Origin of the sequence: Pseudomonas sp. WC1, assembly GCF_050586565.1 — a bacterium.
GTDB lineage: Bacteria > Pseudomonadota > Gammaproteobacteria > Pseudomonadales > Pseudomonadaceae > Aquipseudomonas.
Window position 1 is genome coordinate 121481 of sequence record NZ_JBOBDQ010000007.1, and the last position, 19217, is coordinate 140697.

A 19217-nucleotide genomic window follows, 5' to 3' on the forward strand; every position below is an offset into this window, starting at 1 on the left:
CCCTTTTGCAGAGCTACTGCAACGTTACTGTAGGAGCGGGCTTGCATTGCGGTACTGACGAATAGGAAAAACCGCTGTAGCGCGCGGGACCTTGCCACTACCTCGTGCCCGACCGTCGGACCATGCTCCTGACGTTAGCATTCATACGTCAAGGAACACCCATGCTGTTGAGAAATATTAGAATCGGCAAACGGGCGACTTGCCTGTTCACGCTTTTGGCGGCACTGGTACTGACACTGGGGTTCGTCTCGCTGTATGTCGCAAAGCACATGGACGAGGCGACGGACGAGATCCGTACCAACTGGTTACCCGCCCTGATCGCCCTCAACGAAATCACCGACACCCTCGCCCAGGAGCGCGCCGCGACGTTGCGCGTCGCCCTGGAGCATGACAGCGACGAACGTACCGGCCTTGCCTTGCTCGATCGTATCGATCAAGCAGTGCAGGAGGATCTCAAAGACTACGAGAAGACCATCCACGATGCACACGACCGTCGGCTGTTCGATGCCTTGCTGGCCGCACGCCAACAGTACACCGAGCAGCAACGGCAGGTGTTCGCCGCCATCGGCAGCGGGCGCATCAGCGATGCCAGGCGCCAGATCAACGGCCCACTGCTGCAGCGCGCCGAACGCATGGTGGAAGCCATGGGGGCATTGGTGACCTACAACTACAAGGCCGCACAGGCGGCCTCGCTACGTAGCAGCGAAGTCGGTGACCAGGCCATCACTTTGATCGGCACAGCCGTAACGCTGATCCTCCTGGCGCTGGCCGTGATCGCCAGCCTTTTCACCCACAGCATCGTCGCCCCGTTGTCCGGTGCGGTAAAAGTGGCCAAACGTATCGCCAGCGGCGACCTGACCCGCACGATCATCATCAAAGGCCACGACGAGCCTGCTCTGCTGCTGCATGCCATGGCGGACATGCAGCACAACCTGCGCGATACCCTGCGCAGGATCGCCGCGTCCTCCGAGCAACTGGCCTTGGCCTCGGAGCAACTGCACAGTGTCACCGAGGACACCAGCCGCAGCCTGCACCAGCAGAACACCGAGATCGACCAGGCCGCCACTGCGGTCAACCAGATGACCGCCGCCGTCGAGGAGGTGGCCAACAATGCCGCAAGTACCGCCGATGCCTCGCAAGGGGCAGACCACACCACCCGCGACGGTCGCGCGCAGGTCGACCAGGCACTCACCTCGATCCGCCACCTGGTTGACGATGTCACCGGCACCTCCGGGGATATGGAGCAGTTGGCCAGCCGCGCCAACGAGATTACCCATGTGCTTGAGGTGATTGGCGCGATTGCCGACCAGACGAACCTGCTGGCCCTCAACGCCGCCATCGAAGCCGCCCGTGCCGGAGAGGCCGGCCGTGGCTTTGCCGTGGTCGCCGACGAAGTGCGGGCACTGGCCCATCGCACCCAGCAGTCCACGGCGGAGATCGAGCAGATGATCGGGGGCATCCAGACCGGCACCGAACGTGCAGTCGGTGCCATGCGCAGCAGCCAGGATCGCGCCGGCGGCACGTTGAAGGTAGCACAGTCGGCCGACCAGGCCCTGTCGCTGATTGCCACGGCGATCGCCGCGATCAACCAGCGCAACCTGGTGATCGCCAGCGCCTGCGAGCAACAGGTGCAGGTAGCCCGTGAAGTCGATCACAACCTGTTGAACATCCGTGACCTCGCGCTGCAGACAACCGCCGGGGCCAACCAGACCCGTGCGTCGGCCCAGGACCTGGCGCAATTGGCACAGGCGTTGAACGGGCTGGTGGCGCAGTTCAAGGTCTGAACCACTGGCTATGACGGCCTGGCGTCGACCACCCGTGCAGCCTTGGGCAGTTGGCCACGCGTCGCCAGGCAGTAATACAGCGGCACTGTCACCAACAGCCCGAACAGCCACGACAGGTCGGCCCCCTCGACGATGTTCGAGTACGGCCCGACATACAGCGACGTATTGGCGAACGGCAGCTGCACCAGGATGCCGCAGGCATAGGCGATGATCGCGTGGTGATTGAAACGCCCGTAGATGCCGCCGTCGGCGCGGAAGATCGAGGCGATGTCGTATGCGCCGCGCTTGATCAGGTAGAAATCCACCAGGTTGATCGACGCCCACGGCACCAGCACCAGCAACAGCGCCAGGATCAGCCCGATGAACTGGCCGATGAAGTCCGCCGAGGCGTTCAACGCCACCAGACCGCAGCCCACCAGGATCACCCCCGCCAGCAGCACCCGCAGCTTGATGCTCGGCGTCCAGTGGGCGGCGAAGGTCTGGATCGCAGTGACGATCGACAACACCGCACCGTAGAGGTTGAGGGCGTTGTGGCTGATGATGTTGAGCAGGAACAGCACCATCAGCACCGGGCCCAGCCAACCGGTGGCCTGCTTGACCGCCACCATGGCATCGGTGCCTTCCGGCACGCACAGCACCGCCACCGCACCGAAGCTGAAGCACAGGATGGTACCCAGCGTGGCCCCGAGGTAGGTGGCCCAGAACGGTTTGGCGATGCCGACTTCACGGGGCAGGTAGCGCGAGTAGTCCGAGGTATAGGGCGAGAAGCTGATTTGCCAGATGATGCCCAGCGACACCGTGGCGACGAAGCCGGACAGGTTGAACGCGCCACGGCTGAAGAAGTCGCCCGGCAGCTCCTGGGCGAACATCATGATGAACCCCGCCAGCAACGCCGAGCCCATCACCCAGGTGCCGACGCGGTTCAGCGTATGGATGAAGCGGTAGCCGATCACCCCGATGGCGGTGGCGCTCAGGGCGCCGATGACGATGGCGCCGGGCATCGGCACGCCAGGGGCGATGCCGTGGATCGACTTGCCGGCCAGGACGATGTTGGAAATGAAGAAACCGACGTAGATCAATGCGGTGAAGAACACGATCAGCAGCGCACCATAGCGCCCGAACTGGCCGCGGCTCTGCACCATCTGCGGAATGCCCAACTGCGGCCCCTGCGCCGAGGCCAGGGCGATCACCACCCCGCCCAGCAGATGCCCCAGCACGATGGCCAGCAGCCCCCACAGCAAGTTCAGGTGGAACACCTGGACCACCATGGCCCCGGTGACGATCGGCAGCGGCGCGATGTTGGTGCTGAACCACAGGGTGAAAAGGTCGCGCGCCTTCCCATGGCGCTCGGACGGTGGCACGTAATCGACCGTGTGTTGCTCGACGAGATGGTGTTGCGACGACGGTTGGGACATAGGATTCAGCTCGAAAGGTCGTTTTTATCGTTGTATGGAAACCGCTCAGGGCGGCCTCTCAGCTGAAGACCATATTATGGTATTCCAAGAGTTTGACAACACTGCGCCACTCATTTTCACCACAACTGATCCGCTCCATACACTGACTTGCAGCCCGAAGGTTTACACCAAGACCCTTGATTACGGGGGCTTGCGCCGTTTATCGCGAACTCCAGCGCACGGAAAATTCCTCTTGCAATATAGGTATTACGGTATACCATCAGACACATCAACGATAAAAACCGCGGACCACCGCAGCCTTTTCAGAGGTACACGAGATGATCGACGCAACCGTCTACAAGCACGTCCTGGGCTCCTTCCCCTCCGGCGTGACCGTCATCACCACCCTGGACGACGACGGCTCGATCGTCGGCCTCACCGCCAGCGCCTTCTCCTCCCTGTCAATGGACCCGCCACTGGTGCTGTTCTGCCCCAACTACAGCTCCGACTCCTACCCTGTACTGATGAAGAACAAGCGCTTCGCCATTCACCTGCTCTCCGGTGAACAGCAGGCCGAGGCGTATGCGTTCGCGAAAAAAGGCAAGGACAAGGCCGTCGGCATCGAGTGGACCCTGAGCGAACTGGGCAACCCGATCCTGGCTGGCGCCACCGCCGTGATCGAATGCGAACTGTGGCGTGAATACGAAGGCGGCGACCACGCCATCATGGTCGGCAAGGTACACAACCTGATCGTCCCGCAGGAGGCGCCCCGCCCGATGGTCTATTGCCGCGGCAAGATGGCCAGCCTGCCGGCCTTCGCCTGAGACTCTGACGACTGATTCCACTTAGAGCGCCTGCCACGGCGGGCGAAAACAACAAAGCTCCGAGGAAAAGCCCCATGAAATTTTCGCTGTTCGTACACATGGAACGTTGGGATGAGCAGGTCAGCCACCGCCAGCTGTTCGAAGACCTCACCGAACTGACCCTGATGGCCGAAGACGGCGGTTTCAGCACCGTGTGGATCGGCGAACACCACGCCATGGAGTACACCATCTCGCCGAGCCCGATGCCGCTGCTGGCCTACCTGGCCGCACGCACCGAGAAAATCCGCCTGGGCGCCGGCACCATCATCGCGCCCTTCTGGAACCCGATCCGCGTCGCCGGCGAATGCGCCCTGCTCGACGTGATCAGCAATGGTCGCATGGAAGTGGGCCTGGCCCGTGGCGCGTACCAGTTCGAGTTCGACCGCATGGCCGGCGGCATGCCGGCCACCGATGGCGGCAAGGCCCTGCGCGAGATGGTCCCGGCGGTGCGCCAGCTGTGGCAAGGCGACTATGCCCATGAAGGCGAGATCTACAACTTCCCCACCTCCACCAGCGTGCCCAAGCCGGTACAGCCGGGCATGCCGCCGATGTGGATCGCCGCCCGCGACCCTGACTCGCACAACTTCGCCGTGGCCAACGGCTGCAACGTCATGGTCACCCCGCTGATGAAGGGCGACGAGGAAGTGCTGGACCTGAAGAACAAGTTCCAGGCCGCGCTGGACAACAACCCGGACGTGCCGCGCCCACAACTGATGGTGCTGCGCCACACCCACGTGCACAGCCCGGCCGAGCCGGACGGCTGGAAGGTCGGTGCCCAGGCCATCTCACGCTTCTACCGCACCTTCGATGCCTGGTTTGGCAACAAGACCGTGCCGGTCAACGGCTTCCTCGAACCAAGCCCGGAATCGAAGTTCGCCGAGGTGCCAGCGTTCGCGCTGGAGAACATTCGCAAGAACACCATGATCGGCACACCGGAAGAAATCATTGCGCGCATCAAGTACTACCAGGCGCTCGGCGTCGACGAGTTCAGCTTCTGGTGCGACAACAGCCTGCCCCATGCCGAGAAACGCAAGTCGCTGGAGCTGTTCATCAAGGAAGTGGTGCCGGCCTTCGCCTGAATTCCCTTTGCCTGATCGATTGCGGGAACCAGCCCGCTCGCGTTGGCCCCAGTGGCCGGCGTGGGCGGGCTTTTTTACTCATCGCGGGGCAAGCCCGCTCCCACCCCAGACATGAATGCATCGTGGGAGCGGGCTTGCCCCGCGATGAGTCCAGTACGTACAGCAATCAAGGTACCAACGGTCCTTTCGTCCCCTGACGAAAACAAATTTTCGGCCGACTCTTGCACATCAAATATTATGGTATACCATCAGACAACAAGAGCTGATAACCCTAACCAGGAGCCCCCATGAGTTTCGAAATCCGCAAGATCGTCACCTACTCCGAAGAAACCCGCATCGAAGGCGGCAAGGCCACCGACAAGCCGGTGACCATGGTCGGCCTGGCCGTGGTGATCAAGAACCCATGGGCCGGTCGCGGCTTCGTCGAAGACCTCAAGCCGGAAATCCGCGCCAACTGCTCCGCGCTGGGCGCGCTGATGGTCGAGCGCCTGACCGCCACCATCGGCGGAGCCGACAAGATCGAGGCCTACGGCAAAGCTGCCGTGGTCGGCGCCGACGGCGAGATCGAGCACGCCTCGGCCGTAATCCACACCCTGCGTTTCGGCAACCACTACCGCGAAGCCGTGCAGGCCAAGAGCTACCTGAGCTTCACCAACAAACGCGGCGGCCCCGGCACCTCGATCCAGATCCCGATGATGCAGAAGGACGACGAAGGCCTGCGCTCGCACTACATCACCCTGGAAATGCAGATCGAAGATGCTCCACGTGCCGACGAGATCGTCGTGGTGCTGGGTGCCGCCGACGGTGGCCGCCTGCACCCACGCATCGGCAACCGCTACATCGACCTGGAAGAACTGGCTGCCGAAAAGGCCAACGCTCAATAACAACAACCAAGACGGGCCTGGGCGTGGCGTGCATAACCGCCGCGCCCGACCTTCAAGGAGCGCCCTCCATGATTCAGCCTGTCGCTGAACGTACACCGGCCGGGACCAGTTACCTGGACCTGGGCCAGGGCCAGCCCGTGGTACTGATCCACGGCGTGGGCCTGAACAAGGAAATGTGGGGCGGGCAGATCGTCGGCCTGGCCAACGACTACCGCGTCATCGCCTACGACATGCTCGGCCATGGCCAGAGCCGCGTGCCCAGCGCCGATACGCCGCTGGAGGGCTATGCCGAGCAGCTCGCCGAACTGCTCGACCACCTGCAGGTCACCCAGGCCTGCGTGATCGGCTTTTCCATGGGCGGCCTGGTGGCCCGCGCCTTCGCGCTCAGCTACCCGCAACGCCTGGCCGCGCTGGTGATACTCAACAGCGTGTTCAACCGCACCCCCGAGCAGAGCGCCGGGGTGATCGCACGCGCCGCGCAAGCCTTTGAACAGGGCCCCGACGCCAACGTCGACGCCGCGCTCGAGCGCTGGTTCAGCCGCGAGTACAAGGCCGCCAACCCGGCCCAGGTCGCCGCCATCCGCCAGATCCTGGCGAGCAACGACCCGCAGGGCTACCACACCACCTATTCGCTGTTCGCCACCCAGGACATGTACCGCGAAGCCGACCTGGGCAACATCCAGGTGCCGACGCTGATCGCCACGGGCGAGCTCGACAGCGGTTCCACTCCGGCCATGACCCGCCAACTCGCCGCACGGATTCCCGGCGCGCAGAGCGTGGTCCTCGCCGAGCAAAGGCATATGATGCCGGTGGAAGCACCGCGCGAAGTCAACAAGATGCTGCTGGACTTCCTCAGGCAGGCCCGCACCCTCTCCGAATCCGCCAAGGGGATAGTCGCATGACCCTCGTTCGTTTCCAGATGTGCATCGACGGCCAATGGCGCGATGCCCAGAGCGGCAAGACCTTCGACAGCCTCGACCCGGCCACCGCCAAGGCCTGGGCGCAACTGCCCGATGCCGGCGAAGCCGATGTCGAGCTTGCCGTGCAGGCCGCCCAGCGCGCCTTCGAAGGCAAGGCCTGGCGCGGCCTCACCGCCACCGCCCGAGGCAAGCTGCTGCGCCGCCTCGGCGACCTGATTGCCGAGAACAAGGAACACCTGGCCCAGCTGGAAAGCCGCGACAACGGCAAGCTGATCCGCGAAACCCGCGGCCAGGTCGGCTACCTGCCGGAGTTCTTCCACTACACCGCAGGCCTGGCCGACAAGCTAGAAGGCGGCACCCTGCCGCTGGACAAGCCGGACCTGTTTGCCTACACCGTGCACGAGCCGATCGGCGTGGTGGCCGGGATCATCCCGTGGAACAGCCCGCTGTACCTCACCGCGATCAAGCTGGCCCCGGCCCTGGCCGCCGGCAACACCATCGTGCTCAAACCCTCGGAGCACGCCTCCGCCACCCTCCTCGAACTGGCCCGCCTGGCTCTGGAAGCCGGCTTCCCGGCTGGCGTGGTCAACGTGGTCACAGGTTACGGCCCAAGCACCGGCGCGGCGCTGACCCGCCACCCGCTGGTGCGCAAGATCGCCTTCACCGGCGGCGCTGCCACCGCCCGCCACGTGGTGCGCAGCAGCGCCGAGAACTTCGCCAAGCTGTCGCTTGAGCTGGGCGGCAAGTCGCCGAACATCATCTTCGCCGACGCCGACCTGGACAGCGCCATCAACGGCGCCGTAGCCGGCATCTATGCCGCCTCCGGGCAAAGCTGCGTGGCCGGTTCGCGGCTGCTGGTGCAGGACGAGATCTTCGACGAGTTCGTCGAACGCCTGATCGCCCGCGCTAAAAGCATCCGCATCGGCAACCCGCAAGACGACAGCAGCGAGATGGGCCCGATCGCCACCGCCCAGCAACTGGCGGTGATCGAAGGCCTGGTGGCTGCGGCCAAGGCCGAAGGCGCCACCCTGCGCATGGGCGGCAAACGTGCAGAGGTCGAAGGTGACGGCTGGTTCTACGAGCCGACCCTGTTCGAATGCGACAGCAACTCGATGACCATCATGCAGGAAGAAGTGTTCGGCCCGGTCGCCGCGGTGATCCGCTTCAAGACCGAGGAGCAGGCCCTGGCGATGGCCAACGACTCGCAGTTCGGCCTGGCCGCCGGTATCTGGACCCGCGACCTGGGCCGCGCCCATCGCCTGGCCCGTGACGTGCGCTCGGGGATCATCTGGGTCAACACCTACCGCGCCGTCTCGGCAATGGCCCCCATTGGCGGCTTCAAGAACAGCGGTTATGGCCGCGAGAGCGGCATCGACTCGGTGCTGGCCTATACCGAGCTGAAGACGGTGTGGATCAACCTGTCCACCGCGCCCATGCCCGACCCCTTCGTGATGCGCTAGGAGAACGCCACCATGATCGAACCCGGCATCTACAAAGACGTGATGGGCTCGTTCCCGTCCGGCGTCACCGTGGTCACCACCCTGGACGCCGACGGCGGCATCGTCGGCATCACCGCCAGCGCGTTCAGCGCGCTGTCGATCGAGCCGGCACTGGTGCTTTTCTGCCCCAACTACGCCTCCGACACCTACCCGATCCTGCGCGACAGCAAGCGGTTCGCCATCCACCTGCTGTCCGCCGACCAGACCGCCGAGGCCTATGCCTTCGCCGGCAAAGGCAAGGACAAGGCCAAGGGCATCGACTGGCAGTTGAGCGAACTGGGCAACCCGCTGCTGACCAAGGCCACGGCGATCATCGAGTGCGAACTGTGGCGCGAATACGATGGCGGCGACCACGCGATCATCGTTGGCCAGGTGAAGAACCTGGTGCTGCCCGAGCAGCCGGTAACGCCCATGGTGTACCACAAGGGCAAGCTCGGCGCACTGCCGCCGCTGGGCTGAGATCCGCTGGGGCCGCTTTGCGGCCCCAGCCCCCATTTTCCATTCAGTCACACAGGACCCTGGCCATGAACAACGAAAAGTACGAAAAAGGCCTGCAGATCCGCACCCAGGTGCTCGGCGAGGAATACGTCCAGCGCTCGCTCGAGAACGCCGACGCCTTCACCCAGCCACTCCAGGAGCTGGTCACCGAATACTGCTGGGGCCACGTGTGGGGCCGCGAAGGCTTGTCGCTCAAAGAGCGCAGCATGATAAACTTGGCAATGATTTCCGCGCTCAACCGGCCCCACGAACTCAAGCTGCACATCCGCGGCGCCTTGCGTAATGGCCTGAGCCGCGAACAGATTCGCGAGATCCTGCTTCAAGTCGGCATTTACTGCGGCGTACCTGCGGCGGTGGACAGTTTCCGCCTGGCCCGCGAGGCGTTCGCCGAAGCCGACGCGCAGGCAACCCGTTAACAGCGGGCTGTGTGAACCACCGCAAGGAATGCCCGGGTTCGAGGCATTCCGCGATGTTGGCGCAACAGCCGCATTAAGAGCGCCCCTGATGAAACGCCAGCCCCTCGACGACAGCTTCAAGGTCAACCGCAACCCCGTCACCCTGCGTGAAATCGTGCTCGACAAACTGCGCGGCGCGATCATGAACTTCCACCTGCTGCCGGGCGACCGCCTGGTCGAACGCGACCTTTGCGAGCGCCTTGGCGTCAGCCGCACCTCGGTGCGCGAGGCCTTGCGTCACCTGGAGTCCGAAGGCCTGGTGGAGTTCGCCGACGCCAAGGGGCCACGGGTGGCCATCATCACACTGGAGGACGCCCGCGACATCTATGAGCTGCGCTGCGTGCTCGAAGGCCTTATCGTGCAACTGTTCACCCTCAACGCCAAGGCCAAGGACATCCGTGCCCTGGAGCGCGCCCTTGAGGTCAACCGCGAGGCCCTGGAGGACGGTGAGCTGCAACAGGTGCTCGACTCGGTGCAAGGCTTCTACGACGTGCTGCTCGAAGGCTCGGGCAACCAGGTCGCCGCCCAGCAGCTGCGCCAGCTGCAGGCGCGCATCAGCTACCTGCGCGCCACCTCGGTGTCCCAGGAAAACCGCCGGGGCGCCAGCAACCTCGAGATGGAAAAGATCGTCGATGCGATCAAGGGCGGCGATCCCCAGGCCGCCCACCAGGCCTCGGTCGACCATGTACGCGCCGCTGCCAAGGTCGCCCTCGACTACCTGCGCCAGAAGCAGGACGACAACGCCAAGGTCCGCGATATCGTCGCCCCCCTGCCCCTCAAGGACCCTCGCATAGGCCGCTGACCATGCCCACCGCCCCGCGCTACTGCCCGCACTGCACCACGGAACTGGCCCGGGGCGTCCCCAACGGCGATACCCACGAACGTCTTCACTGCGCCGGTTGCGGCTACATCCACTACATCAACCCGAAGATCATCGCCGGCTGCATCATCGAGCGCGACGGCAAGTACCTGCTGTGCCAGCGCGCCATCCCGCCGCGCCCCGGCACCTGGACCCTGCCGGCCGGGTTCATGGAAGCTGGCGAGACCACTGAACAGGCGGCGCTGCGCGAGGTATGGGAAGAGAGCGGCGTGCGCGCCGACATCGTCTCGCCCTACTCGATCTTCAGCGTGCCGCGGATCAGCGAGGTGTACATCATCTTCCGCGCCGTGGTCACCGAGGAAACCGGCGAATACGGGCCCGAGACCCTGGACTATCGTTTCTTCGAACCGGACCAGATCCCCTGGGACGAAATCTACTACCCGGCGATCCGGCAGATCCTCGAGCGCTACATCCTCGAGCGCCAGGCCGGCGTGTACGGCATCTACATGGGCAATGACGATACCGGCAAGGTGCACTTCATCCGCTGACGATGGCGCACACAAATTCCTCGCCAAGCGTCGCGTCTCGGTGCACCCTGATGGTCTCACGCAAAAGGACCAGCAACGTTCATGGCGAAATGGCTAGACGGCGGCGGGCTGATGGCCGCGCGCATCCGCAACCACGACTGGGCATCCACGCCCCTCGGCCCGCTGGATAGCTGGCCCGACGTACTCAAGACCAGCGTCGCCCTGTGCCTGGCCTCGCGCTTTCCCCAGGCCGTGCTCTGGGGCGATGCGTTGATCACCCTGCACAACGACGCCTTCAGCGAGATCCTGGGCGGCAAGCCGACTGCCCTGGGCCGGCCCTTCAGCGATGTCTGGCAGGAAGCCTGGAGCACTATCCGCCACCTGGCCCAGCGCGCGCTCGCCGGCGAGGCGGTGTACATCGAGGACTTCCCGCTGACGATCGAGCGCCATGGCAGCCCGGAGCGCGCCTATTTCACCTTCTGTTACAGCCCGGTGCGCGACAACGACGGCAAGGTAGTGGGCATGCTCGACACGGTCACCGAAACCACCGCGAGCGTGGTCGCCAACCGCCGTCTGAACTTCCTCGACAGCCTCGGCCGGGCTGCCGCCAATGCCACCGATCCGGAACGGATCATGGCCACCACCACTCGCCTGCTTGGCGAGCACCTGCAGTTGTCCAGCTGCGCCTATGCGGTGATGGCGCCCGACGAGGACGGCTTCACCATTTGCGGTGACTGGGTCGCACCGGGCTCGCCACGGCTGATCGGCCAGTACCGCCTGGCCGACTTCGGCGCGCTGGCCGTCAGCCGCCTGCGCGCAGGCCTGGCGCTGGTGATCGATGACAATCTCAGCCAGTTGCCGGCACCCGAGTCGGCGACCTTCCAGGCCATCGGCATCACCGCGACCATCTGCATGCCGTTGATCAAGGAGGGCCGCCTGACCGCGCTGATGGCCATCCACGACAAGCAGCCCAGGGCCTGGACCGATTACGAACAGACCTTGATCGGCGAAGTGACCGAACGCTGCTGGGCGCATATCCAACGGGTCCAGGCCAACGCCGAGGTGCGCGAGGCACTGACCGCCCTGGAGGCCCTCAATACCACCCTCGAACAACGCGTGGAAGAGCGCACCAGCCAGTTGCTGCATACCGAGGCTGTCCTGCGCCAGACCCAGAAGCTCGAGGCCATCGGCCAGCTCACGGGGGGCGTGGCCCATGACTTCAACAACCTGCTGACCATCATCCGCTCCTCCATCCACTTCCTGCAGCGCCCGGACCTCGACGAGAACCGGCGCAGCCGCTATCTCAAGACCGTGTCCGACACCGTCGACCGCGGCGCCAAGCTGACCGGGCAACTGCTCGCCTTCGCCCGCCGCCAGGCGCTCAGCCCACAGGTATTCGACGCCGGCCCCAGGCTCGAGGCGATGGCCGAAATGCTCGATACCGCCACCGGCGCGCGCATCCAGGTGAGCCTGGAACTGCCCGACATGCCCTGCCACGTGCACGCAGACCTCGGCCAACTGGAAACCGCGGTGATCAACCTGATGATCAACGGCCGCGACGCCATGGCCGGCGTGGGCACCTTGCGCCTGCGCCTGGAAGCCAACCAGCAGCTGCCGGCGCTGCGTGGCCAGCCCCCCCAGGCCGGGCCATTCGCTGCCATCTCGGTGGTCGACAGCGGCGTGGGCATTGCCCCGCACCTGCTGGAGCGCATCTTCGACCCGTTCTTCACCACGAAGGCCGCCGGCCAGGGCACCGGGCTCGGCTTGTCGCAGGTGTTCGGCTTCGTCAAACAGTCGGGGGGCGATGTCCAGGTCAGCAGCCGCGAAGGCCTGGGCACCACCTTCACCCTGTACCTGCCCCAGGTGGCCCAGGCCGATGCCGAAGTCAGCACCGCGTTGCCGACGCTGGCGCCCAATGGCGAGCGCCGACATATCCTGGTGGTCGAGGACAACCCCGATGTCGGCAGTTTTACCGCGCAGATCCTGCGCGATCATGGCTACCGAATCAGTTGGGCGATCTCGGCAGAGGATGCGCTGAAGCAGATCGCTTCGACACAAGGCGGATTCGACGCGGTGTTTTCCGACGTGGTGATGCCTGGCATGGGCGGCCTGGCCCTGGCCAGGGAGCTGCGGCGCAGCCAACCCCATCTGCCGGTGATCCTGACCTCCGGCTACAGCGAGGCGATTGCCGAAGGTGGCCACCAGGGCTTCGCCTTCCTGGCCAAGCCCTATTCGGCCGAGCAGGTGTGCCGGATGCTGGGGGACGTGCTGGGAAGGCAGTGAGCGGCGCGTTGGGCAGGCGATTGGCAAAACGCCCTGACCAGTCGAATCACCCCCGCGCCGCCAGCAAGCGTGTCAGGCTGCGCCCCAGCTCATCCTGGCGGAACGGCTTGCGCAACACGCCGAACCCATGCAGTTCACGCGGTGTGAGGTTGGTGTAGCCGGTGATGATCAGCACCGGCAACTGGGACAGTTGCTCGCGCACCTGCTGGGCGAAGCGCACGCCGGTCATCTCGGCCATCACATGGTCGGTCAGCAACACGTCGGGCACCAGGCCCTTTTCCAGCAGCGCCAGGGCCTGGACAGGCCCGCTAGCCTCCGTTACTTCATACCCCAGCGCCTGTAGCTGCATCAGCGTTGCCTGGCGCACCAGGGGTTCGTCATCCACCAGCAACACCCGGGTCGGCCGTTGCGCACTGACCGCCTCGACAGGCTCGGTCATGCTCGCCGCCACGCTACTCTCACTGGCCGGCAGCCACAAGGTCGCCTCGGTCCCCTGGCCCGGCCGGGAATGAATACCGAAGCCACCACCGGACTGCAATGCCAGCCCCTGCACCATCGGCAGGCCCAGGCCAGTGCCCCGGCCCACCCCTTTGGTCGAGTAGAATGGCTCGACGCAATGCGCCAATACCTCTTCACTCATGCCACAACCAGTGTCGCTGACCTGCAGCCATAGCTGCTGCCCGCCCTGCAACCCAGGCGGCCTGGGCATTCCGGCTTCCTCGGCGCCAGCGCGGATGGTCAGCTGGCCGCCTTCGCTCATTGCGTCACGGGCATTGACCACCAGGTTCAGCAGGGCCAGCTCCAACTGGTGCGGGTCCACCAGAACCCCTGGCAAAGCCTTGTCGATATTGACCTGTAGCGCGATGGTCGGCCCCAGGGAGCGCGCCATCAGTTCGTGCATGTCCTCCACCAGCACTGCCAGTGACACCGTAACCGGCTTGAGAGTCTGGCGCCGGGCGAAGCTGAGCAGGCGCCCGACCAGGTTGCGCGCCCGCTCCGCCGCCTGCAGGCCGCCGTCGATCAGGCGTTCGGCCCGTTCCGGCTGGGGGTGACGGCGCAGCAATTCCAGGGAAGCAATGATCGGCGTGAGCATATTGTTGAGGTCATGGGCGATGCCACCGGTCAGCTGGCCGATCATTTCCATCTTGCGTGCCTCGTGCAGCTGCACCAACGAGGCTTCGCGATGGGTCATCATGTTCGCCACCCGCTCCTCGAGGTTTTCATTGAGCACATGCAAGGCGCGCTCGGAACGGGCATGGGTGATCGCCGACCACACTTGGCCGGCGGCCTCTTCGACCAGCAGGCATTCGCTGGTGGTCCATGCATGGGGCGTGTGGAAATGCACCGCGAGCATCGCCTCCAGGCGCTCGGCACGCAGCACCGGGGCATGCAGCGTGGCGCACAGACCCTTGAAGCCCGCTGGCGCCATGTTGTTCGCCGCATAGTTACGCTGCACCACCTGGCCGGCGAGCAGCGCCTCGCGCAGTGCCGGGTCCAAGGCCGCGTACTGGTTGAGGCCGGTGATCGGCGGCACTTGCACGGCGCACTCCTGGGCGACCCGATAACGGCGCCCATCGCCCAAGTCTTCACCAAAGCAGACCCGCGCCGCGCCCAATTCCTTGGCCAGGCGGCGTACCGCGTGGGCTTCGATGCGCTCGGCCTGACCCAGGCCGGGCAAGGCCTGGCGCAGTTCCTGGAGAAATGCCTGGCGCTGCTGGAAATGCACCCGCTCCGAGGTTTCGGTGACGATGCACAGCACGCCCCCCACGGAACCGTCAACTTCACGCACCGCGGAATAGGAGACATCGAAGTACGCCGTTTCGCCCGGCCCGTGGCGCACGATGTAGAACGGCCGATCCCTGGCAGAGAATGTCACGCCGGTTTCACGCACCCCGCGCAGCAAAGGCTCGAGGTCGTCCCAGAGCTCACTCCAGTGCGCCTTGGCGGGTTGCCCCAGCGCGCCGGGATGCTTGTCACCGATGGTCGGCCAATACGCATCATTGTACAGCGCGATGTATAGCGGGCCCCAGAACAACACGATCTGCGCCTGGGCAGGCAGGAGCATCGCCACCATCGCCTGCAATGCCGGCGACCATTGGTCCGGCGCACCCAGCGGCGAGTGCCGCCAGTCCATCGCCTGCAACAGGCAGCTGACATCGCCACCGCCGCCCATGAATGCCGGCAATGGTTGCAGGTTGGCCTTCTTGCTCTCCTGGCGAGCTTTCATGTCTCGGTAATCCCGGGCACGTTATCTTTCCTATGAGGGTAGGAAATCGCCCGGTGGCAAAACGTTCCATCGGATCGCCGGACGTGATCAACGGCGCCCTTCGGCCAGCATGCGCACAGCCAGGGCAGCCAGCACCGTGCCCATCAGCCAGCGCTGCACCTGCTGCCACACCGGCCGACCGGCCAGGAACACGGCGATCGACCCCGCCATGACCGCGATCAGCGCGTTGACCGTGACGCTGATGGCGATCTGCGTGCCGCCCAGTACCAGCGACTGCAGCAACACGCTGCCATGGCCCGGCTCGATGAACTGCGGCATCAGCGATAGGTACATGACCGCGATCTTGGGATTCAGCAGGTTGGTCACAAAGCCCATCATGAACAGCCGCCTGGGGCTGTCCGCCGGCAGCTCGCGCACCTGGAACGGCGAGCGCCCGCCCGGGCGCAGCGCCTGCCAGGCCAGGTACAGCAGGTACAGGGCGCCACCGATGCGCAAGGCGTCGTAGGCGAACGGCACGGCCATGACCAGCGCGGTGATCCCGAGTGCTGCGCAGAGCATATAGAAGACAAAGCCCATGGCCACCCCGGCCAGGGAGATCAGCCCGGCGCCACGCCCCTGACAGATGGAGCGGGAGATCAGGTAGATCATGTTGGGGCCGGGGGTCAGCACCATGCCCAGGCTGATCAGGGCAAAGGCCAACAGGTTAGAGGGTTCGGGCATATCAAGTCCTTTTGGCGGTAGCGCCATACCTGGCATTTTTGTCAGTTTCGCTGGCTGGGTGCGCACGTTAACGTGGATCAATCATTCCTGATAGTGGGGTCAGAACGTGGTTAATCCAGATACCCGGCTACTGGCAAGTGACTTGGCAGGCTCCGTGCTGGTCGCATCGCAGGGGGCCTTGCGTCATGGGTTCGTCTTCTCGGCTTATGGCCATGACCTGGCCTTGGCGGTTTTCCGCACGCAGCTTGGTTTCAATGGTGTGATACGGGAACTGTTGACGGGATGTTACCTCCTCGGCAATGGGCATCGTGCGTTCAGCCCGACATTGATGAGGTTCCACTCACCGGACGGGCTGAGCCCTTTTGCGGCGGGTGGGATCAATGCCTATGGGTATTGTGGGGGGGATCCGGTGAATCATGTGGACCCTGATGGAAGAGTGACCAAGCGTTCAACAACACCCACGGTCGACCAAGCCTTGGCGAACGCTTCCGCAACAAGAAATTTCAACTCTAAAATAAACGCCACTTTGTACAACGAGATGAGTAGCCTGATAAACTCAAATCCGGAGTTTGCGCCATTGATCATGAAAACCACGGGTGAGAATGCCTTATTTTATGCACTCGCATTACCCAATGAAGACCGAGTACAGCAGGATAACGTGGGCTTGGAAACACCTTCTCTAGGTATCCTACGTATTGACCAGGAACGATTTGAAGACGTGGTGCTTCAAGGTTTGAGAACACGTGAGGCGTACAAACTCTATACTGCTAAACCCAATGAGTCGAACACAGCTAAATACTTGGAAGAGAAGTCCGACTACGCAAAAGGCAGGGAAGTCCTTATAGATGCCTACAAGTTCGCAATTGAGGATTTTAGAAGTAGTTTCTGAGCCGCGTCGCCTTGGATCAATTCCTTACACATCCGTCCTTGAATCCCTCGCCCTGCCCCGGTACCCTTTGCGCGCTGCTGTAAGTCCAGCAGCCGGGTTTGGTCACCCGCGAACATCAAGGCGCACAAGCGCCCGCTCTGCGATTCAGTTGGCGCTTTTTTGTGCCCGGCTGTCTCGTTCCATGGCGGCTGTGCGTGGGGCGCCTTCGTGCGCGCCGGTTTCCTTGATTCCCGGTTGACCAACCCGCGTACAGTCGCCACCCATTCGTTTGGTCACGTCGAGTGGCGGCTCCATTGAATCAAGGAGCGACACAATGACAAAAGGCTTACCTGATCCCCCGTCCCGCGCCACCACGGCGCACTCCAGCTTCGGCAACTGTGAATGCAGCCACCCTTCCCTGTTCGCCGTGCGCGAAGGCGTGGACTTCGAAGATGCGCTGGTGCACCTGTCCACCCTGCTCAAGGGCGCGTTCGCCACCAATCTCAAGGCGATGGAACTGGCGACCGGCACCTGCCATGACCTGTTGCTGGGCAATGATCATGGGCTGGATGCGGCCAAGGCGGTGGTCGAGGCTTTGCTCGATGGGGTGGAGATGCAACAGGTGGAGAAGGCGCGCTTGCGCACGGTTTGATGGGCAGCAATGCCGGGACCACAGTGCGGTCCCGGCTTGCTGCAACAGCAACCCTTACGCCTTGTCGGCAAGCCGCTGCAACAGCCCGTCGGTGAACGCGACGGCGTTGATCACACCCTCATGCCCATCGGCGATCACCGTCGAACTGGCCAGGCCATTGACCGAAGCCTGGGCCAGCAGCCCCGCCTCGCCCAGGCGTACCCGCTCGGCACTGCGGCTTTCACTGGCCCACCAGCAGTCCACCTGGACCGCCAGCGGGCGCAGGCGGAATGCCTGGCTCAGTTCGGCGTTGCGGTCGAGCACGGCGAAACCATCGACGATCTCCCGCTGCAAGTGCACATCCTCGTGGATGCTGCGCAGGCGTTCGGCGCTGACATTACCGGCGGCGGCCACCTGCTCGATGACCCACTCGGTCCTGTCGACCTCGGCCGGCAGACGCTCGGCCTCGTCGATGAAGCCAGCGATCCGCGCCTCGCCGACGCCCGGCGCAAAGGCCAGCAGGCCACGCAGCAGGCTCTCGTCCGCCCGCGCCACCTGCACCACTTCGACGGGCTCGGCGTCGAGACCGGATACCTCCTGCGGCAGCAGGGTGTCGACCAGGCCGACGAAACCGACCTGCTGGCCGGCCTGCTCAAGGGCGTGAGCCACCTCCAGCGCCAGCGCGCCACCCATGGACCAACCCAGCAGATGGTACGGGCCGCTGGCCTGGGTACGGCGGATCTGCTCGACGTAATAGCCGACCATCGCCGCCCAGGATTCGTCCACCCAGCCCGGCTCGGCATAGCAGCGGTTGACCAGGCCATACACCGGGCGCTCATCGGCCAGGCGGCTGGCCAGCGGGTAGTAGGCGTAGGCACCGCCGCCACCTGGCGGCAGGCAGAACAGCGCCGGGCGCTGGCGCTGGCAGCCGTTGAGGTTGATTACCGGCGACTTCAGGCGATCCTTGCCGCCACCGATGAAGTTGGCGAGTTCCTCGAAGCTGGCCATCAGCATGAACTCATGCAGGCTGATGTTGATGGCGAAGGCTTCGCGCACCTTGTTCACCAGGGTGATCACCAGCAACGAGTGGCCGCCGAGTTCGAAGAAGTTGTCGTGCAGACCCACCTGCTCGACCTTCAGTACCTCGGACCAGATCGCCGCCAGTTGCTGCTCGAGCGCCGTGCGCGGGGCCACGTAGCCCTGTTGCAGCTGGCTGGCATCCGGCTTGGGCAGGGCCTTGCGGTCCAGCTTGCCGTTGGCGGTCAGTGGCCACTGGTCCAAGACCAGGAAGTGCGTCGGCACCATGTAGTCCGGCAGGTTGGCTTTCAGGTGCTGTTTCAGCGTGTCGCGCAGGACTGCGTGGTCTGCATTCGCATCCTGGGCGATCAGGTAGGCGGCCAGTTGCTTGCCCCCTGCCCCGTCGATATCCAGCACCAGCACTTCCCGCACTGCTGCATGTTCTTGCAGGCGTGCTTCGATCTCACCCAGCTCGATACGGAAGCCACGGATCTTCACCTGATGGTCGATACGGCCCACGTACTCGATCACGCCCTGTTCGCGGTAACGCGCCAGGTCGCCGGTGCGGTACAGGCGCCCGCCTTCGCTGGAGAACGGGTCCGGCACGAAGCGCTCGGCAGTCAGCGAGGCGCGGTTGTGGTAACCGCGTGCCAGGCCGGCGTGGCCGACATGCAGCTCGCCCGTGCAACCCTTGGCCACCGGGTTGAAGTCGGCGTCCAGCACGTACATCGACAGGTCCGGAATCGCT

General features: G+C 64.3%; 17 protein-coding genes and 1 pseudogene. 14 read left to right on the forward strand and 4 right to left on the reverse strand.

Annotation, left to right across the window (positions count from 1 at the left end; all coding sequences use genetic code 11):
• Positions 1 to 161 precede the first annotated feature (161 nt).
• Positions 162 to 929: pseudogene (locus tag ACQ4OD_RS05250) on the forward strand (MCP four helix bundle domain-containing protein); the annotation flags it as partial.
• The gene (locus ACQ4OD_RS05255) at positions 921 to 1784 is read left to right on the forward strand and encodes a methyl-accepting chemotaxis protein (protein ID WP_430943989.1); all 864 of its coding nucleotides are present in this window, start codon (positions 921 to 923) and stop codon (positions 1782 to 1784) included. The pseudogene ACQ4OD_RS05250 and the gene ACQ4OD_RS05255, both read left to right, overlap by 9 nt.
• Before the next feature lie 8 nt (positions 1785 to 1792).
• Here ACQ4OD_RS05255 and ACQ4OD_RS05260 read toward each other — a convergent pair whose 3' ends face one another.
• Positions 1793 to 3199: a purine-cytosine permease family protein gene (locus ACQ4OD_RS05260; RefSeq protein ID WP_139671406.1), complete on the reverse strand. Its 1407-nt coding sequence runs from the start codon at positions 3197 to 3199 to the stop codon at positions 1793 to 1795.
• A 317-nt stretch (positions 3200 to 3516) separates the two neighbouring features.
• Here ACQ4OD_RS05260 and ACQ4OD_RS05265 point away from each other — a divergent pair, with 317 nt between their 5' ends.
• From ACQ4OD_RS05265 to ACQ4OD_RS05310, 10 genes are all read left to right on the forward strand, one after another.
• Complete coding sequence (locus ACQ4OD_RS05265; protein ID WP_023630914.1) at positions 3517 to 4002, forward strand: flavin reductase family protein; 486 nt, start codon at positions 3517 to 3519, stop codon at positions 4000 to 4002.
• 74 nt (positions 4003 to 4076) lie between these two features.
• Positions 4077 to 5120 (forward strand): LLM class flavin-dependent oxidoreductase, encoded by a 1044-nt coding sequence (locus ACQ4OD_RS05270; protein ID WP_198754272.1) that lies wholly within the window; start codon positions 4077 to 4079, stop codon positions 5118 to 5120.
• Positions 5121 to 5407: 287 nt separating this feature from the next.
• A complete protein-coding gene (locus ACQ4OD_RS05275) occupies positions 5408 to 6004 on the forward strand; it encodes an amino acid synthesis family protein (protein ID WP_430943984.1) in 597 nt (198 codons plus the stop codon).
• 68 nt (positions 6005 to 6072) lie between these two features.
• Entirely contained in the window at positions 6073 to 6906 is an 834-nt protein-coding gene (locus tag ACQ4OD_RS05280) for an alpha/beta fold hydrolase (RefSeq protein ID WP_139671415.1), read from the forward strand.
• On the forward strand, positions 6903 to 8384 hold the full coding sequence (locus ACQ4OD_RS05285; RefSeq protein WP_046855237.1) for an aldehyde dehydrogenase: 1482 nt from the start codon (positions 6903 to 6905) through the stop codon (positions 8382 to 8384). Before ACQ4OD_RS05280 ends, ACQ4OD_RS05285 begins: the two co-directional genes overlap by 4 nt.
• Positions 8385 to 8396: 12 nt before the next feature.
• Entirely contained in the window at positions 8397 to 8882 is a 486-nt protein-coding gene (locus ACQ4OD_RS05290; protein ID WP_102682370.1) for a flavin reductase family protein, read from the forward strand.
• Between the two features lie 65 nt (positions 8883 to 8947).
• Positions 8948 to 9337, forward strand: a complete 390-nt coding sequence (locus ACQ4OD_RS05295; protein WP_111532457.1) for a carboxymuconolactone decarboxylase family protein — start codon at positions 8948 to 8950, stop codon at positions 9335 to 9337.
• An 88-nt stretch (positions 9338 to 9425) separates the two neighbouring features.
• Positions 9426 to 10178, forward strand: coding sequence for a GntR family transcriptional regulator (locus ACQ4OD_RS05300; protein ID WP_139671419.1), 753 nt, complete (start codon positions 9426 to 9428; stop codon positions 10176 to 10178).
• A 2-nt stretch (positions 10179 to 10180) separates the two neighbouring features.
• Positions 10181 to 10744: an NUDIX hydrolase gene (locus ACQ4OD_RS05305; RefSeq protein ID WP_198754273.1), complete on the forward strand. Its 564-nt coding sequence runs from the start codon at positions 10181 to 10183 to the stop codon at positions 10742 to 10744.
• Positions 10745 to 10825: 81 nt separating this feature from the next.
• Complete coding sequence (locus ACQ4OD_RS05310) at positions 10826 to 13006, forward strand: ATP-binding protein (RefSeq protein ID WP_430943985.1); 2181 nt, start codon at positions 10826 to 10828, stop codon at positions 13004 to 13006.
• A 46-nt stretch (positions 13007 to 13052) separates the two neighbouring features.
• Here ACQ4OD_RS05310 and ACQ4OD_RS05315 read toward each other — a convergent pair whose 3' ends face one another.
• Both ACQ4OD_RS05315 and ACQ4OD_RS05320 read right to left on the reverse strand, forming a co-directional pair.
• Positions 13053 to 15233, reverse strand: coding sequence for an ATP-binding protein (locus tag ACQ4OD_RS05315; protein WP_198754275.1), 2181 nt, complete (start codon positions 15231 to 15233; stop codon positions 13053 to 13055).
• Between the two features lie 87 nt (positions 15234 to 15320).
• Positions 15321 to 15953, reverse strand: coding sequence for a LysE family translocator (locus ACQ4OD_RS05320; protein ID WP_046855231.1), 633 nt, complete (start codon positions 15951 to 15953; stop codon positions 15321 to 15323).
• A gap of 106 nt (positions 15954 to 16059) precedes the next feature.
• On the opposite strand from ACQ4OD_RS05320, the gene ACQ4OD_RS05325 reads away from it, so the two are divergent.
• On the forward strand, positions 16060 to 16842 hold the full coding sequence (locus tag ACQ4OD_RS05325; RefSeq protein WP_198754276.1) for an RHS repeat-associated core domain-containing protein: 783 nt from the start codon (positions 16060 to 16062) through the stop codon (positions 16840 to 16842).
• A 397-nt stretch (positions 16843 to 17239) separates the two neighbouring features.
• Positions 17240 to 17473 (forward strand): hypothetical protein, encoded by a 234-nt coding sequence (locus tag ACQ4OD_RS05330; RefSeq protein WP_028689390.1) that lies wholly within the window; start codon positions 17240 to 17242, stop codon positions 17471 to 17473.
• Between the two features lie 54 nt (positions 17474 to 17527).
• On the opposite strand, the gene ACQ4OD_RS05335 is transcribed toward ACQ4OD_RS05330, so the two are convergent.
• The coding region (locus ACQ4OD_RS05335) for a thioesterase domain-containing protein (protein WP_430943986.1) at positions 17528 to 19217 on the reverse strand (1690 nt) is incomplete at its 5' end.

Bases quoted from the DNA above. Each gene is read 5' to 3' on its own strand.
- ACQ4OD_RS05290 (WP_102682370.1), top strand. From the start codon at position 8,397: ATGATCGAACCCGGCATCTACAAAGACGTGATGGGCTCGTTCCCGTCC.
- ACQ4OD_RS05315 (WP_198754275.1), bottom strand. From the start codon at position 15,233: ATGAAAGCTCGCCAGGAGAGCAAGAAGGCCAACCTGCAACCATTGCCG.
- ACQ4OD_RS05260 (WP_139671406.1), bottom strand. From the start codon at position 3,199: ATGTCCCAACCGTCGTCGCAACACCATCTCGTCGAGCAACACACGGTC.
- ACQ4OD_RS05280 (WP_139671415.1), top strand. From the start codon at position 6,073: ATGATTCAGCCTGTCGCTGAACGTACACCGGCCGGGACCAGTTACCTG.
- ACQ4OD_RS05310 (WP_430943985.1), top strand. From the start codon at position 10,826: ATGGCGAAATGGCTAGACGGCGGCGGGCTGATGGCCGCGCGCATCCGC.
- ACQ4OD_RS05305 (WP_198754273.1), top strand. From the start codon at position 10,181: ATGCCCACCGCCCCGCGCTACTGCCCGCACTGCACCACGGAACTGGCC.
- ACQ4OD_RS05285 (WP_046855237.1), top strand. From the start codon at position 6,903: ATGACCCTCGTTCGTTTCCAGATGTGCATCGACGGCCAATGGCGCGAT.
- ACQ4OD_RS05275 (WP_430943984.1), top strand. From the start codon at position 5,408: ATGAGTTTCGAAATCCGCAAGATCGTCACCTACTCCGAAGAAACCCGC.
- ACQ4OD_RS05295 (WP_111532457.1), top strand. From the start codon at position 8,948: ATGAACAACGAAAAGTACGAAAAAGGCCTGCAGATCCGCACCCAGGTG.
- ACQ4OD_RS05320 (WP_046855231.1), bottom strand. From the start codon at position 15,953: ATGCCCGAACCCTCTAACCTGTTGGCCTTTGCCCTGATCAGCCTGGGC.
- ACQ4OD_RS05300 (WP_139671419.1), top strand. From the start codon at position 9,426: ATGAAACGCCAGCCCCTCGACGACAGCTTCAAGGTCAACCGCAACCCC.
- ACQ4OD_RS05265 (WP_023630914.1), top strand. From the start codon at position 3,517: ATGATCGACGCAACCGTCTACAAGCACGTCCTGGGCTCCTTCCCCTCC.
- ACQ4OD_RS05255 (WP_430943989.1), top strand. From the start codon at position 921: ATGCAGCACAACCTGCGCGATACCCTGCGCAGGATCGCCGCGTCCTCC.
- ACQ4OD_RS05270 (WP_198754272.1), top strand. From the start codon at position 4,077: ATGAAATTTTCGCTGTTCGTACACATGGAACGTTGGGATGAGCAGGTC.